The following is a 15,534-nucleotide window of genomic DNA, read 5'->3' as shown; positions in this document are numbered from 1 at the left end:
GCCACCTCGGAAAAAGCCGGTCGCGGAACCCCCTTGGGACACGCGCACATGCCGGCGAGCGGGTCGGCTTCCGCACGAGTGGCAGGCATCCGGACATGCCGAGATCAGTAAGGCTGATCTTGACATGCCAGACTGCCGTTAGCATCGTCGGCATGGCAACCCGGCTCGTTCAAATCAACATGAAGGCTCGGGACGACGCTGCGCTGGGCGCTTTCTGGGCGGAGGCGCTGGGCTGGGGAGTCTCCAGCGAGGGACCGGGCGTGACCAACCTCGAACCCGAGGGCTTCGTCTATCCCGACCCCGTTGCCGTCTGCCTCGACCTCATCGCCTCCCAGGAACCCAAGACGGTGAAGAACCGCGTGCACGTCGACCTCGCCACCACCTCGGCGGCCCATCAGGCGGAGGTGGTCACGCGCCTGAACGATCTCGGCGCAACATCCACCGACATAGGCCAGGGCAACGTCCCATGGACGGTCATGGCAGACCCAGAGGGCAACGAGTTCTGTGTGCTGGACCCCCGACCGTTCTACCGAGACACCGGACCGATCGCTGCGGTAGTGGTCGACTGCGCGGATCCGCGAGCCGTGGCCCGCTTCTGGAGCAAGGCGATGGACTGGGCCCTGCACGAGGTGACCGACGACAAGGCGGTACTGCGCTCTGTCAAGGGCGTCGGCCCATATCTGGAGTTCCTCCGCACACCCGACGTGAAGACCGTGTGGAACCGCGTCCATCTCGACGTCCGCCCATACCCGGGTGACGACCTGGAGGCCGAGGCGGTCAGACTGCGGACTCTCGGCGCCACCGCCATCGACCTGGGCCAAGACGATATCCCGTGGACCGTCCTCGCAGACCCGGAAGGCAACGAGTTCTGCCTCCTCACCCCTGGCTGACCCCCACTGACTCCGGCCTACGCCATGCTCGACGCCGGGGTCAGCCTCCGCGACGTGCAGATCGCCGCACGCCACGCCGACCCGCACGCCACGTTGCGCTACGACCGCGCCCGCAAGAACCTCGACCGCCGCTCCAACTACATCCTCGCCGCCTACATCGCCTCCGGGACATGACGACGGAGGCGGCGAGCGGATCCGTTGCGGAGATCAGTGCGCGGATCGTTGCCGGCGATGGTTACGGTTCAATCATGGCCAATGTGTCACTTGCCGAGTTGATCGCGTTGCTTGCCTACGACAACGACGGCCTGGCCAGAGGCACCGACGCGCACCTCGACTATGGCCTGGCCGGCGCGCTGCTCATAGACCTGGCCCTGGCGGGACGCATCGACGTTGCCGGTAGGTACATCGTCGTCACAAATCCGGCCCCCACCGGTGACCGGCTGATGGACTTCGCGCTTCACCGCTTGCAGCACGACCGCAGGGCCCGCGAGCCCAGAGACTGGATTATCCGGTTTACCAAGGATGTACGCGCGGCCGTGCTGAGCCAACTCATCGACGCAGGCACACTGGGGCGCGAAACCGACAAGATGTTGAAGGTGTTTCCCCGTACCCGCTATCCCACCCACGACGGCTCGGAACCACCAGCCAAGGCAGAGGCCCGCCGACAGATCCGGGCTGCCGCGACCCAACCGGACCATGTTGATGCACGGACAATGGCTCTGTGTGGCCTGGTCAGTGCACTGGGTTGGGAACCACACGTCGTACCGGATCTACCGCCCATGCAGGTGCGCAACCGCTTCGCTGAGTTTCGACGATCGGTGTGGGCTGCAAACGCGGTCCAAAGGATAATCGACGACGCCCGTGCGGCGTCAACAGCAGCGGCAACCGCTGCCGGCGCGACAGCCTGACCTGCCCCGTCCGCCACCAGCGGGAGCTGTCACCCATCGTGGGTAACCCCGGTGCCGGCCGGCACCCGGAACTGCCGGGATCCGTTCACTGCCGGCCGTACCCAGGATCGGTTCGTTGCCAGGGGGTGGTCTCTGCGGCGAGCAGACGTTGAGGTGGGTAGGTGAGGCGGCGAGTGTGTGGTCGGCCCTTCAGACATGATTGCGCGGTGCAGGACTGGGCCGACGGTGATCTCGCGGTGGAATTCGAGCAGCGGCTTGACGCGCTGCTCGCCGATCTCCACCCCGGGTGGCAACCTGCGGAGCTGCCCGAGCCGTACCGTAGCGACCAGCGTTTTTGTGACTATCATCGCCGCAACGCCAAGCGCGCCGAGGTCGGCGATGTCCTGAAGGCCCGGCCGGACGCCGCAGCCGCCCACGCGGACCGGGTGCTCGCAGCAACCGCCTGCGACGAGGACGTGTCCTTCAACAAGCAGCTTCTCCACCCGGTGCAAGATGCGGTGGGGCGGCGTACCGTTCAGCGTTACCTGATTTCGGTCGTTGATCACGGGCTGGCCCACAAGAAAGTCTGCGCCGTGCGCGCTTGGTACTGGTCCCAGGCCAGCCTGGTGTACGACTCGGCCGAGGCGCTCCGCCAAAACCGGCCCACGCGAGCCAGCCAGGCGGCCGACGACAGCGTGGCGGATCTGCGTGGTGAGTATCGGATCGCTTGTCTAAGAGCGTTCGTGGCCTCTGAGCACGAACCGACCCGTGAGTGGCTGGCTTGCGGCTTTCTGCTTGTCGAGGAGTACTACCCACCACATTTGCACCACCTCGTGGCCCAGGCCAGGGCTGTCGCCGAGGTGCACCCCAGCCAGTACAAGGACCTCCTCGCCAGGAAACACGACGGAACCAACATGGCGCAGCTCAGACCCACCGACTCGTAGCCGCACGCGACAATCGGGGCACCGACGCTGCCGCTCGTCCGGGGCGTGGGAATCAAGACATCTCGATCCAGCGCCAGCACATGCCGCCGACCGTGCGCGCCCGCACCGGGAGCGCTTGCCACCCTCGGTAGCCCTAGACGCTGGTGCGCGCAGGTGGGAGGACGTCCGGACATGCCGAGTTGAGTGCGCCTGCCTGACTGGGCGTCAGGTGTCGTACTCACCGCTGTCCCATGGGTCGGTGAAGGCCATGTAGTCGCCGGGCTGCAGGGTGACCCACCATGCGTCGTCGTCCTCCTCTGGCTCTCTTGGGATGAGGCCGAAGGTCGTACCGAACCGCTTGATTGCGAAGGGTTCGACTTCGATGCGGGTGAATGTGACCTCCCCAAGTTCCTTCAGCCGGGCGTCGTATGCCGCCCGGCGCGCCGCGCGGTCCATCCGGGCTCTGGGACCGAAGGCATCAATCCGGGCCTCCAGAAACCGGCCATCGGCGCCGAAGAGGTATAAAGCGACAAACTCCTGACCATCTTCCTCCGCACGGATGGCGGGCTCGAAGGGGGTGGTGAGGAAGAACTGTCTTCCATCAGCGGTGCGCCCCACATGCTCGGCGTGATAGTCGTCGTGATCGATAGCGAGACGGCTCGGCGGTCCGACCCTCATCCAAATCGTCCTCTCCACGCGGACGGTCTGAGCCGTCGCGATCGCCAAACCAGCATCCTGCCTTCCAGGTACGACAGGCAACGGGGCGGCACTCAATGCAAGGCGGCTGGTCTTGTCGCAGCGTTCTCATCACCGCGTGCTCCTCTGCGGCAGGTCGCGCTCGGGAGTCCGCATCGTAAGGTGACCGCCGTGGGTCATATCCTGCAAGACGTCCTCGGGGTCTGCCGACCGTGCGCGACGCCAGGCCCACGTGTCGTCACGCACGGTGGTGCTTTCCGGCATCCTGTGGCACACGGAACTGCCGAAAGGCGGACGCAGCCCGTCATCGACGCTGAGGGGCGTACGACCGGGACGCCCAGTGCCGCGTAGTCGATCTCCTGCTCGACCAGCTTCGCCCGCTGGTTGAACCGAAGCACTCGGTAGCTGAGCGTCAACGCGCCGACCAGTACCGAACTCCTACCCCGACCACCGCCCACGTCCTCAACTACCACGACGTCCGCCCGCTTGAGCCGGGCGGTCACCGCCGCATAGAACGCGGGCTTCGCCATATGAATCATCGGATACAGCACGAACTGCATGACGCACCGTGAGGTATGACTACCTCTCCCGCTTCCGGTCCCGGTGCCGTCTCTCCTGATCGCCGCGTTCTCCGTGCGGCGGTGGCCGCCTACCTCGGTCGGCATTCACCCGCCGACTACGTCCGCAGACCGGTGGTCCCACCCGAATCACCCACCCTCGGGCTCAGCACCTCCAGTTCGAAGCACTGATCACCACCGCACGACAGTCCGGCAACCCGAACGACTTCGCGTTGGTCTCCATGCTCGGCCTGCTGGGGCTGCGGATCTTCGAAGCCTGCGGTTCGAACATCGGCGACCTCGGCGAGGAGCACGACCACCGTGTCCTCCGGGTACGCGGCAAGGGCGGCAAGGTCGTCCCTAGCGCCAGCAGTGGCGAGGGCCGTGGACCGGGCGGTCGACGGCCGATTCGACGGCCCAATCCTGCGCAACACCCTCGGCACCAGGATGGACCGGCACGCCGCGACCCGCCGGCTCAAGCACCTGGCCGCCAGCGCCGGGATCCGGACGCCGAGGATGCACCCGCACATGCAGGCGGCATCGTTTAGGCGCGCGACTCGGAGTCCGGTAACGGCATCCTTCATCTGCCGCCGATCGGGCGCGCCGTTGCTGGAGTACCTGTCACCCTCGGTAGCCGTAAGTGATGGCCCGTCCAGGTCCGAGAACGTCCGATCGTGCCGAGTTCGTGCATTGGCCCGCAGCCTACGGCGATTCCTGTAGCGCCGGCGGCACCCTGCACCGCTCTCGATCGTTGAGACCGGACGGTGCAGCGCCTCATCCTCGACAGTGGTGCCGATGCTGGCCGGCCTGCCACACCTCGGACGGCTGATCGACCGTACGCGAAGGAAGCCTTCGCCGGTCCACGGAAGCACCACCACGAGCATCGACGATCCGGGAGCCGACGGCATAACGATCGCCAACCTGGCGTGGTGTCGTCGCCGGCGATCCTTCGTCAGAATCCATGCGAAGCGACCATACAACCTATAGGGCGACATGCTGGCGGGCGGCCACCGTGCTGACAGCGACGTTGATTGCGAAAATCCCGGCCAAGGCGCCCAGGAGTACAGTCCGGATGCTCAATTCCCAAAACTCGGGCTGCCAGTTCATCGACTGGTAGGACAACACGGACAGGATTGGCACCAGAAGGAGCCCGCTGGCCACGATCGATATCCGGACGTCAAACACCGCGCCCACAAGGGCTGCCACCAGACCGGCGGTCACGATAATTGACAACGTGAACCGGCTCTGCCATCCGTTGAGCGGATTCGGCGTCATGATCGTCACAACGATCACTACGCCGACAAGCCAGAGCCACGGCAGCGCGGCCCGTGGTTGGCGCGATCGCAGCAGCGGGACCATCGTCAGTACCGCCAACAGACCGGCCCAGGTCGGAAGTTGCTCGGCCAGGTGGAGGAGGACCCCCTTAAGTTCCAACTGGCGTTGCTCGACCCCCATCTCTAGCTCTGCCGCGTACCACCCGGAGTACCAGATCTTTACGCCGAGAGCACCGACGGCCATGGCGAACGCGAGGCGATACCGAGCCCATGCCGCACTGGCCAACGCGAGAAGCAACAATCCGGGTATGGCCAGGCTTCCCGCGAAATTCCCAGAGTCGAAGGGGATCCAAGGCAAAAACAACTGCACCACGACGGGCTGGGCCCCAACGGCGATGCCACACACGAGCAGGGACAACACGGTCAATCGCAGCGCGGAGTCCAGCAACGCCGCTCGGGACCCGAACCGGTCCACGCCGGTACGGACCCGCAAACCTCCCACCACGAGTGCCATGGACTCCCGAAGGCTCAGGTGCCTCCGGTCCGACTCCCCCACGCCTAGCAGCGTGTCCAGCATCTCCTCGGCGCGGTACTGCCGATAGGCCCGAGGGTACGCACGCAGCAGCCACCGGTAGCGCCGCTCCAGGTCGCTCATGCCGGTCATGCCGGCACCGTCCGCACCGTCGGAACCATCGACCGTGTGGGACGGTCTCGAACGATCCGAGCCGCGGCGGCCATCCGTGCCGCCTCCTCCTGTAGCGCCGACAACCCGCGCTCGGTCAGCTCATATGTACGGCGGGCACGGCCGTTGACCACCGTCTCCTCGGCCACCCGCACCAACTCCTCACCGGTGAGCCGGTCCAACGCGGCGTACAGCGTCCCGGTCGTCAACCGCACCCGCCCCTCGGACAGCTCCTGCGCGCGCTTGACGATGGCGTAGCCGTGCAACGGTTCGTCCTGCAACGCGGCGAGGATGAAGTACGTGGGCTCGCGCATTGGCGCCGAGGGCTTAGTCATGTCATCAACATAAGCAGATCAACAACGTATCGGTCAAGCTTGGATATCCGATACGCGGCACGCAGAGCGCCACTGCCAGTCGGGATCGTCATCCTCATTTGCCGCGATGCGAGCTGGTGCTGGGCGGGGTGTAACGCCGCGACCGGCCCCCACCTTGCGTACGGGGTCTGTTGGGGGTCTCACTCTCGCCGCGCCCGAAGCAGGGCAATTGAATCATCTTCAAATTCGATGACAGTGTGGTCCGATGCAGGTGGACGACCGGTCGCACGCCCTGCCGTCGGCGGTGGGGCCGTACGCGTCACGGCCCGGCCGGGCCGGTCGCTGCACTAAGCTGAGGCGGTGACCGAGCGGCGTCCGCAGGGGCCCCTGCCTGGGCTTTTGGTCGGTCTGACCGTCGTCTCCGGGCTGGTGGACGCGTTCAGCCTGTTGGGCCTGGGCCGCGTGTTCGTGGCCAACATGACCGGCAACGTGGTGTTTCTGGGTTTCGCCATCGCCGGGACGGGCGGGGTCTCGATCGAGGCGAGTCTGCTGGCATTGGCGGCCTTCGCGCTGGGCGCCCGGCTCGGCGGCCGGTGGGCGGCCGACCGGACCCCGCACCGGGGCCGCCTGCTGGCGGTCGCCACCGGGGTACAGGCCGGGCTTGTCGTCATCGCCGCGATCGTGGTCAGCGTCGTCGGGGTACCGAACCTGGCTACCCAGCTCGGACTGCTCGGGCTGCTGGGGCTGGCGATGGGCGGGCAGAACGGCGTGGTTCGTCGTCTCGGTGTGCCCGGTCTGCCCACCACCGTGCTGACCCGGAGCATCACCGGCCTGGTGGTGGACGCCGGCCATGCGCCGCTGTCGCCTCGGCCGCTGCTGTCCGTGCTCGCGTTGCTCTGCGGTGCGATCGTGGGTGCCGCCCTGCTGCGCTGGCTGGCCCTGCCCGCGCCGTTGTGGCTGGCCGCGCTGCTGCTGGTCGGGTACGGGATGGCCGCCAAGATGGCCGCCACTCGTCCCCGTGCGGACGACTGGCACTGACCGGCGGTGCCGCGCCCCTCCGGGCCCGCTCCTGGCCGGTGGCGACGCCGGAGCCGGCCACCTTACCGAGAATTCTGGTCCTACTGGTCGACCCCGCCATGGAGCCCGGTCTAGGCCCGCTGGTGGTACGTGAGCAGTTGGCTGAGCAGGCGGGTCAGGGTGTCCCTGTCCTCGGCCGGAAGGGGTTCGAGCAGGTCGTCCTGGACCTTGTCGAGTGCGCGGTCCAATCGTCGGAGTTGCCGATCACCCGCCGCGGTGAGGGTCACCATGTTGCGCCTTCGGTCGCCCGGGTCCGGCGTCCGTTCGACAAAACCCCGCTCGGCCAGTTCGTTGATCGCCGCCACCACGTCGCTGCGGTCCATGTTGCACCGGCGACCGAGTTCGGCCTGGCTGGCCACCCCGAACTCGTCCAGCGCGGACAGGATCCGGTAGTGGTATCCGCGCGCGCCCACCTCGCCGAAGCCGTCGGAGGCCAACCGGTGGGCGTGCACTGCCAACTGGGTGAGCAGCCAACTCGGCTTCCCGGCCAGGCGTGCGGGTGTCTCTTCCACGACAGCCACCATACATCGTTGGCGCGGCCAATGAATTTCTGTATGGTTGGTGGCGCCAACGTTGGATGATCCAACGAAGAAGGGATGCCATGTCCACGGATACTCCGATCGCCGGCACCCCACCTGACGAGCGGCCTGCGACTGACCTGCGCCGCGGTGCGTACGTCGGCGGGCTGGCGGCTCCGCGAGTCACGAACCATGGTCCTCTGGATGCAGGAGGTCAACCGGCAGTGACGCGGTCGGTGCCGTCGAGTGGCCCGTTCCCGTCCACCGGGCCGACCTCCCGGCGGGGTGCCGGTACGGTGGCTGCCTCGTCGGCCGGAGCCGGCCAGGGGACCTCGGGCGAGCGGTAGAAGTTGATCCCGCCGACCATCCATCGTGGAGCCTGGGCGGCCAGCCGGAGCCGGAATCCGTCCCAGTCCCGTGCGGAAGCCGTCGACCAGCCCAGCTCGGCGATTGCCACCAGGCGGGGGAAGGCCATGAACTCGATCTCGGCCACGGTACGGATCGTCTCCGTCCACAGCGGTGCCTCGACACCGAGTACGGCCTCCGCCGGCACCCCGTCGAGATAGGCCCCCGGATCCCAGTCGTACGCGGCGCGCACCTCGATCAGGCCGGCCCAGTCCTGCCCGAGCGGGGTCTCCTCGGTGTACTTCATGTCCAGGTAGGTGCGGTTGCCCGGCGACATGATCACCCGCGCGCCGTGGCGTACCGCGGTTGCCACGGGCTCGTCGCTCGTGGTGGTGCCCCAATATTGCAGCACCCGGCCCGGTACGTGGTCGACCGGGGCGAGCTGGTGCCAGCCGACCACCGTCCTGCCCTTGGCGGTGACGATCCGCTGCACCCGGTTCATCACCGTCGCGTAGTCGGCGGCGTCGACCTTGAACGCCTCGTCGCCGCCGATGTGCAGGTACGGGCCGGGCGTCAGGGCGGCCAGCTCGCCGAGCACGTCGTCCACGAAGTCGTACGTCCGCTCGCTGGCCACCGCCACGGAGCTGAACCCGACGTCGGTGCCGGTGTACGGCGGCGGCGCGACCCCGTCCGGCGAGAGTTCCCCGTACGCGCTCAGTGCGGCGTTGGTGTGGCCGGGCAGGTCGATCTCCGGTACGACGGCGATCCGGCGGGCGGCGGCGTACTCGACGATGGTCCGGTAGTCGGCCTGGGTGTAGTAGCCGCCGGTGCCGCCGTCGACCTCGGTGGCGCCGCCGATCTCGGCCAGCCGGGGCCAGGAGTCGATGGCGATCCGCCAGCCCTGGTCGTCGGTGAGGTGCAGGTGCAGGTGGTTGAGCTTGTAGCGGGCGAGTTGGTCCACGAAGCGGAGCACGTCCGGTACCTCGAAGAAGTGCCGGGAGACGTCGAGCATCGCGCCCCGGTAGGCGAACCGGGGTGCGTCGACTATCCGCCCGCCGGGCACCGGCCACGGGCCGGGTCGGGGCGTGGCGCCCTCGATCGCCGCCGGCAGGAGCTGCCGCAGCGTCTGTACGCCGTAGAACAGGCCGTCGGCGGTCGCCGCCCGGACGACCACGCCCCCGGCGGTCACGTCGAGCCGGTAACCACCCGCAAACCCGTCGCCCGTGCCGTCGGCAGAACCGGCGGGGGTCGGCAGCGCGGCCGGGTCGAGCAGCAGGGCGATGCCGTCGTCGGTCGGGGCGGTGCCGGCGGCGAGGTCGGTCGGGCGAGGGGGAGCGGCGGCGGCCAGCTCGGCCGGGGGAGGGGCCGTGCCGGCGGCTACCGGGGTGACCGGCAGTGGGTAGCCGGTGGCCGGGCGGAGCAGGTCGGCCAGGTAGTTGCCGACCGCGCCGGCGGCCGGGTCGGCACTGGTCCGGATCACGGTCGCGGCGGTGAGCGGGTAGTGCACGCCGGGGCTGGGGTGTACCTCCACCGGGGCGGGGATCACGTCGGTGAGCCGGGTCCCGGTGCCGTCCGCCGCCGGTTCGTCCGATCGCGGTCGGGGCGCCGGGGGGTGCGTACGGGATGACTCCAGGGGTGCACTGCTCATCGTCAGTCAGCTTCCTCGCGGCCGGGTCCGGGGGTGTGCCGTACGGGTGCCGTACAAGGTTAGCGCTGCTCGGATGCGTGGTCGTGCACGTGGAAGCGCTCCCATAAACCGGTGCGAACACGGACAGGGACGACGCCTGTGCCGATTGTCACCCAATGCTGACGGGTCGCCCCGGCCTCGCTTAACCTTCGCGGACCAACCGAACCTTCGTTCAGCGTCGTACGTGGGAGGCTCCTGGTGGCATCGAGGAAAACCGCAGCGAGGGAAAACACCGCAGCGGGGGAAACACGAAAATTCGTGTACGACTTCGCCGAGGGCAACATGGGTCTCAAGGATCTGCTCGGCGGCAAGGGCGCCAACCTGGCCGAGATGACCAATCTCGGCCTGCCGGTGCCGCCCGGCTTCACGATCACCACCGAGGCGTGCCAGGCGTACCTGGCCACCGGAACCGCCCCCGCCGAACTCGCCGAGCAGATCACCGGGCACCTGACCGCACTGGAGCGGGCGATGGGCAAGCGCCTCGGCGACCCGGCCGACCCGCTGCTGGTCTCGGTCCGCTCCGGGGCGAAGTTTTCCATGCCGGGCATGATGGAGACCGTCCTCAACGTCGGGCTCAACGACGTCAGCGTGGCCGGGCTCGCCGCCCAGGCCGGCGGCAACGAACGGTTCGCCTGGGACTCCTACCGGCGGTTGATCCAGATGTTCGGCAAGACCGTCTGCGAGGTGCCGGGCGAGGAGTTCGAACACGCGCTGGACGAGGCCAAGCGGGCCAGGGACACCACCGACGACCTCGATCTCGACGCGGCCGACCTGCGGGCGCTGGTCGACACGTACAAGACGATTTTCCGCAAGCACACCGGGCGGGACTTCCCGCAGAACCCGCGCGAACAGCTCGACCTGGCCATCTTCGCCGTCTTCGGCTCGTGGAACGCCGACCGGGCGGTGCTCTACCGCCGGCAGGAGCGGATCCCGGCCGACCTCGGCACCGCCGTCAACGTGGTGGCGATGGTCTTCGGCAACCTCGGCCCCGACTCCGGCACCGGGGTCGCGTTCACCCGCGACCCGGCCAGCGGCGCCCAGGGAATCTACGGCGACTACCTGGCCAACGCCCAGGGCGAGGACGTGGTCGCCGGCATCCGCAGCACCGTCCCGCTGCAAGACCTCGAAAAGCTCGACACCCGATCGTACGGGGAACTGCTCGGCATCATGGCCCGGCTGGAGGAGCACTACCGCGACCTGTGCGACATCGAGTTCACCATCGAGCGCGGCAAGCTGTGGATGCTCCAGACCCGGGTCGGCAAGCGCACCGCGGCGGCGGCGTTCGTGATCGCCGGGCAACTGGTCGACGAGGGGCTGATCGACCTGGACGAGGCGCTGCACCGGGTCAACGGCGCGCAGCTCGTCCAGCTCATGTTCCCGAGGTTCCGGCTGGAACACGACATCGCGCCGTTGGCCGCCGGGGTCGGCGCCTCACCGGGCGCGGCCGTCGGCAAGGTGGTCTTCGACGCCGCCCGCGCGGTGGAGCTCGCCGGTCAGGGCGAGGACGTGATCCTGGTCCGCCGGGAGACCAGCCCGGACGACCTGCCCGGCATGATCGCCGCCCGGGGCATCCTCACCTCGCGCGGCGGCAAGACCAGTCACGCCGCCGTCGTGGCCCGGGGGATGGGCAAGACCTGCGTCTGCGGCGCCGACGCGCTGGAGGTGAACGTACGCGGGAAGCAGTTCACCGCGCACGGGCAAGTGGTGAAGGAGGGCGACGTCGTCTCGATCGACGGCACCACCGGTCGGGTCTACCTGGGCGAGGTGCCGGTGTCGCCGTCGGAGGTGGTGCGCTACTTCGAGGGCAGCCTGAACGCGCAGGAGTCGGACGATCCGCTGGTGCAGGCCGTACACCGGATCATGACGCACGCCGACCAGCGGCGGGTGCTGCGGGTCCGGACGAACGCCGACACCGGCGAGGACGCGGCCCGCGCCCGGCGGTTCGGGGCCGAGGGCATCGGCCTGTGCCGGACCGAGCACATGTTCCTCGGTGACCGGCGGGAGCTGGTCGAGCGGCTGATCCTGGCCCGGACCGACACCGAGCGGCAGGATGCGCTGGCCGCGCTGCTGCCGCTGCAACGGGCCGACTTCGTGGAGATCTTCCGCGAGATGGACGGCCAGCCGGTGACCGTACGGCTGATCGACCCGCCGCTGCACGAGTTCCTGCCGCCGCTGGAGGAGTTGGCGGTGAACGTCGCCGTCGCCCAGGAGCGCGGCCAGGACGTGGCCAAGCAGGAGGCGCTGCTGTCGGCGGTACGCCGGATGCACGAGCAGAACCCGATGCTCGGGCTGCGCGGGGTCCGCCTCGGCCTGGTCATCCCCGGCCTGTTCGCGATGCAGGTGCGGGCGATCGTGGAAGCCGCCGTGGCGTGCGCCCGCGAGGGCCTGGTGGCCGAGCCGGAGATCATGGTCCCGCTGGTCGGTGCGGTGCAGGAGCTGGAGACCGTACGCGCGGAGGCCGAAAAGATCATCACCGAGGTGGTCGGCGACAGTGGCGTGAAGGTGCTGGTCGGCACGATGATCGAGGTGCCCCGGGCGGCGCTGACCGCCGGGCAGATCGCCGAGGCGGCCGAGTTCTTCTCCTTCGGCACCAACGACCTGACCCAGATGGGCTGGGGCTTCTCCCGCGACGACGTGGAGGGTGCCTTCTTCTGGCGTTACCTGGAGCTGGGCATCTTCGGCATCTCCCCGTTCGAGTCGATCGACCGGGACGGGGTCGGCCGACTGGTGAGGATCGCTACCGAGGAGGGCCGGGCCGCCCGACCCGGACTGAAGATCGGGGTCTGCGGCGAGCACGGTGGTGACCCGGAGTCGGTGCACTTCTTCCACGAGGTCGGGCTCGACTACGTCTCCTGCTCACCATTCCGGGTGCCGGTCGCCCGGCTGGAGGCCGGTCGCGCCGCGATCGAGACCACCGGGTCGGACAGCCGCTGACCGATGGACTGTCCACCGGGGACTGTGCTGCCGACGATGTCAGTGCAGCCCCGGTGGGCGCAGGCCACCCGTTTCGGCCCAGAGGTCGGCCGGCAGGGTGGCCATCGGCGTGCGTACGGCCAGTGGGGCGGTCGGGTCGACGGTCGGGATGGTGGTGGTCATCGTCGTCGCGTGCCGCATCGAGTCGACCATCGTGCCGAGCCGCTGCGCGGCCGCCCGTGCCTCCGGGTGGATCCGTTCCACGTTGCTGTCCGGATAGGTCACCAGGGTCAGCAGCCCGTACGCCCCGGCCGGGTAGGTGATCACGCAGCCACCGGCGCTGCGTACGACCGACTCGTGCAGCGCGCCGTGCCCGGCCGACTGGGCGAACCGGTGCCCGAGGCCGAGCGTCGCCGCGGAGAGCGCGGCGAGGTGGTGCGGGTCACCGGCGGTCAGGTCGCAGGCGACCATGAGTCCGTCCACTCCGCCGAGTACCGCGCCGGAGAGATCGGGCAGCCGGCGGCGCAGCCGGTACAACTCGGCCCGGATGGCGGCGTCAGCGTCCACGGGAAAGTCTCCTTTAACTGTCCTGCCGAAGGGTCCGGACGGCCGGGCTGGTCCGGCGCGGTGGCGGTGGCGCGGTGGCGGTGGCGGTGGCGTGGGGTGGTGCCGTGGTGGCGCGGTGGCGGTGGCCCGGGGTGGAGCCGTGGTGGCGGTGGCGCGGTGGGCAGCGCTGGGCGTGCCCCGTCGTCTGGTCGCGGCCTGCCGGCAACGCGGATGGTCGCGTGTCGCGGGTGGGACTGCGGGCTGGTCGGCCGCACGCGGACCGCCGGTATCGCCGCCGGCTGGTGACCTTCTGTTTACGGCACGCTACACCTGGCCATTGGTCGATGTCATCCCGTGACGGTCGGCAATTGGACAGCAACTCTGGTCTGATCGGTGGTTGCGCGGGATCACCAATTCACCGCGCTCAGTGTCGTCCACTCGGCGGTGCATCGCCCCGGACGGGCGGGCGTAACCTGGTCGTCACCCAAGCTTCGCCACCCGATCGTGATGGAGGTTTCTGCCGTGGGCAGTCTCTGGGAGAACCTCGTGGTCGACGCCCGGGACCCGGCGCGACTGGCGCGCTGGTGGGCCGAGGCACTCGGCTACCGGATCACCTACGAGAAGCCCGACGAGGTGGAGATCCGCCGGTCCGCCGACGAACTGCCCGGCCTCATCTTCGTGCCCGTGCCCGAGGGCAAGGAGACGAAGAACCGGCTCCACATCGACCTGCGCCCGGCCGACCAGGAGGCCGAGGTGGAGCGGCTGGTCAACATGGGCGCCCGGCACGTCGACGTCGGGCAGCGGCGCAGCGACCGGTGGACCGTACTGGCCGACCCGGAGGGCAACGAGTTCTGCGTGTTGCAGGCGCCGTCGACCGTCCCGTGACGGGGTGACAGGCTGGGCGGGTGAACCACGACGCTGGGCCGGTGAACCGCGACGCTGGGCCGGTGAACCGCGACGCTGGGCGGGTGGACCGCGACGGCGATGCCGAGCGGCTGGTCGCCGAGCCGCCCAAGGGCACCGGTGACGGGCGCGGGCCGTACCAGCGGGATCGGGCCCGGGTGCTGCACTCGGCCGCCTTCCGTCGGCTGGCCGCCAAGACCCAGGTGCACACCGCCGGCACCGACGACTTTCTGCGTACCCGGCTGACCCACTCGCTGGAGGTGGCGCAGATCGGCCGGGAGATGGGTCAGCGGCTCGGCGCCGACCCGGACGTGGTCGACGTGGCGGGGCTCGCGCACGACCTCGGGCACCCGCCGTTCGGGCACCACGGCGAATCGGTGCTGGACGGGCTGGCCCAGTCCTGCGGCGGCTTCGAGGGCAACGCGCAGACGCTGCGCGTACTGTCCCGGTTGGAGGCCAAGGTGTTGCGGCCCGACGGCGCGTCCGCCGGCCTCAACCTGACCCGCGCCGCGCTCGACGCTACCGGTAAGTATCCCTGGCCGCGCACGCCCGGCCAGCGCAAGTTCGGCGTGTACGCCGACGACGCCGAGGTCTTCGCCTGGCTGCGCGCGGGCGCCCCGGACCGGGTGGTCTGCCTGGAGGCGCAGGTGATGGACTGGGCCGACGACGTCGCCTACTCGGTGCACGACGTGGAGGACGGGGTCTACCGGGGCTACCTGCGCCTGCCGGACCTGCTCGTGGACGTGCACGAGCGGGCCGCGCTCTGCGCCGACGTGGCCGCCAACTACTCCGGCGAGTCTGCCGCCGACCTCTCGGTGGTGCTGGTCGAACTGCTCGCCGACCCGGTGCTGACCCCGCTGGCCGGTTACGACGGCAGCCACCGGGCCCAGGTCGCGCTGAAGGCGACGACCAGCGCGCTGACCGGCCGGTTCGTCGCCGCCGCGGTTGAGGCCACCCGAGCCCGGTACGGACCCGGCCCGTTGCGCCGCTACGCCGCCGACCTCGTCGTACCCCGGACCGTCCGGGCCCAGTGTGCGCTGCTCAAGGGCATGGCCCTGCGGTACGTCATGCGCCGCCCCGGCGCCGACCGGTGGTACGCCCGCCAGCGCGAGGTGATCACCGAACTGGTGCACGCGCTGACCGTACGCGCGCCGGACGCGCTCGATCCGGTCTTCGCGCCGCTGTGGCGTTCGGCCGGCACCGACTCGGCCCGGCTGCGTGTGGTGATCGACCAGGTGGCGTCGCTGACCGACCCGGCGGCGATCGCCTGGCACCACCGCCTCGCCGCCGGCTGACCCGTGCACGGGCGAGGCGGCACCACC

Annotated in this window: 13 protein-coding genes; 7 read left to right on the top strand and 6 right to left on the bottom strand. The window is 69.3% G+C overall.

Annotation, left to right across the window (positions count from 1 at the left end; all coding sequences use genetic code 11):
• Positions 1-152: 152 nt before the first annotated feature.
• The 3 genes from OG792_RS26055 to OG792_RS26045 all read left to right on the top strand — a co-directional run bounded on the left by OG792_RS26055 (position 153) and on the right by OG792_RS26045 (position 2,721).
• On the top strand, positions 153-890 hold the full coding sequence (locus OG792_RS26055; protein ID WP_329103208.1) for a VOC family protein: 738 nt from the start codon (positions 153-155) through the stop codon (positions 888-890).
• A gap of 170 nt (positions 891-1,060) precedes the next feature.
• A complete protein-coding gene (locus OG792_RS26050) occupies positions 1,061-1,798 on the top strand; it encodes a GOLPH3/VPS74 family protein (RefSeq protein ID WP_329103207.1) in 738 nt (245 codons plus the stop codon).
• 206 nt (positions 1,799-2,004) lie between these two features.
• Positions 2,005-2,721 (top strand): hypothetical protein, encoded by a 717-nt coding sequence (locus OG792_RS26045; protein ID WP_329103205.1) that lies wholly within the window; start codon positions 2,005-2,007, stop codon positions 2,719-2,721.
• A 204-nt stretch (positions 2,722-2,925) separates the two neighbouring features.
• Here the strand turns inward: OG792_RS26045 and OG792_RS26040 are convergent, their stop codons facing one another.
• From OG792_RS26040 to OG792_RS26030, 3 genes are all read right to left on the bottom strand, one after another.
• Positions 2,926-3,378, bottom strand: coding sequence for a hypothetical protein (locus OG792_RS26040; RefSeq protein ID WP_329103202.1), 453 nt, complete (start codon positions 3,376-3,378; stop codon positions 2,926-2,928).
• Positions 3,379-4,934: 1,556 nt separating this feature from the next.
• Entirely contained in the window at positions 4,935-5,891 is a 957-nt protein-coding gene (locus OG792_RS26035; protein ID WP_329103200.1) for a hypothetical protein, read from the bottom strand.
• Entirely contained in the window at positions 5,888-6,244 is a 357-nt protein-coding gene (locus tag OG792_RS26030; protein ID WP_329103198.1) for a PadR family transcriptional regulator, read from the bottom strand. Before OG792_RS26030 ends, OG792_RS26035 begins: the two co-directional genes overlap by 4 nt.
• 339 nt (positions 6,245-6,583) lie before the next feature.
• On the opposite strand from OG792_RS26030, the gene OG792_RS26025 reads away from it, so the two are divergent.
• A complete protein-coding gene (locus OG792_RS26025) occupies positions 6,584-7,261 on the top strand; it encodes a YoaK family protein (protein ID WP_329103196.1) in 678 nt (225 codons plus the stop codon).
• A 110-nt stretch (positions 7,262-7,371) separates the two neighbouring features.
• Here the strand turns inward: OG792_RS26025 and OG792_RS26020 are convergent, their stop codons facing one another.
• Positions 7,372-7,812, bottom strand: a complete 441-nt coding sequence (locus OG792_RS26020; RefSeq protein ID WP_329103193.1) for a MarR family winged helix-turn-helix transcriptional regulator — start codon at positions 7,810-7,812, stop codon at positions 7,372-7,374.
• A gap of 220 nt (positions 7,813-8,032) precedes the next feature.
• A complete protein-coding gene (locus OG792_RS26015; RefSeq protein ID WP_329103191.1) occupies positions 8,033-9,811 on the bottom strand; it encodes a beta-N-acetylhexosaminidase in 1,779 nt (592 codons plus the stop codon).
• A 237-nt stretch (positions 9,812-10,048) separates the two neighbouring features.
• Between OG792_RS26015 and ppdK the strand changes: the two genes are divergently transcribed.
• Entirely contained in the window at positions 10,049-12,784 is a 2,736-nt protein-coding gene (gene ppdK / locus OG792_RS26010) for a pyruvate, phosphate dikinase (protein WP_329103189.1), read from the top strand.
• Between the two features lie 39 nt (positions 12,785-12,823).
• Here ppdK and OG792_RS26005 read toward each other — a convergent pair whose 3' ends face one another.
• On the bottom strand, positions 12,824-13,330 hold the full coding sequence (locus OG792_RS26005) for a roadblock/LC7 domain-containing protein (protein WP_329103187.1): 507 nt from the start codon (positions 13,328-13,330) through the stop codon (positions 12,824-12,826).
• A 501-nt stretch (positions 13,331-13,831) separates the two neighbouring features.
• On the opposite strand from OG792_RS26005, the gene OG792_RS26000 reads away from it, so the two are divergent.
• Complete coding sequence (locus OG792_RS26000; protein WP_329103185.1) at positions 13,832-14,194, top strand: VOC family protein; 363 nt, start codon at positions 13,832-13,834, stop codon at positions 14,192-14,194.
• 83 nt (positions 14,195-14,277) lie between these two features.
• Positions 14,278-15,507 (top strand): deoxyguanosinetriphosphate triphosphohydrolase, encoded by a 1,230-nt coding sequence (locus OG792_RS25995; RefSeq protein ID WP_442932502.1) that lies wholly within the window; start codon positions 14,278-14,280, stop codon positions 15,505-15,507.
• Positions 15,508-15,534: the final 27 nt, after the last annotated feature.

Origin of the sequence: Micromonospora sp. NBC_01699, assembly GCF_036250065.1 — a bacterium.
Classification (GTDB): domain Bacteria; phylum Actinomycetota; class Actinomycetes; order Mycobacteriales; family Micromonosporaceae; genus Micromonospora_G.
Note: the sequence above shows the minus strand (reverse complement) of the source record. Positions and strands in the feature narration are given on the sequence as shown.

What these genes read in the sequence shown, in the direction of transcription:
- OG792_RS26055 (WP_329103208.1), top strand. Translation starts at nt 153, where the DNA reads ATGGCAACCCGGCTCGTTCAAATCAACATGAAGGCTCGGGACGACGCT.
- OG792_RS26050 (WP_329103207.1), top strand. Translation starts at nt 1,061, where the DNA reads ATGACGACGGAGGCGGCGAGCGGATCCGTTGCGGAGATCAGTGCGCGG.
- OG792_RS26040 (WP_329103202.1), bottom strand. Translation starts at nt 3,378, where the DNA reads ATGAGGGTCGGACCGCCGAGCCGTCTCGCTATCGATCACGACGACTAT.
- OG792_RS26035 (WP_329103200.1), bottom strand. Translation starts at nt 5,891, where the DNA reads ATGACCGGCATGAGCGACCTGGAGCGGCGCTACCGGTGGCTGCTGCGT.
- OG792_RS26030 (WP_329103198.1), bottom strand. Translation starts at nt 6,244, where the DNA reads ATGACTAAGCCCTCGGCGCCAATGCGCGAGCCCACGTACTTCATCCTC.
- OG792_RS26015 (WP_329103191.1), bottom strand. Translation starts at nt 9,811, where the DNA reads ATGAGCAGTGCACCCCTGGAGTCATCCCGTACGCACCCCCCGGCGCCC.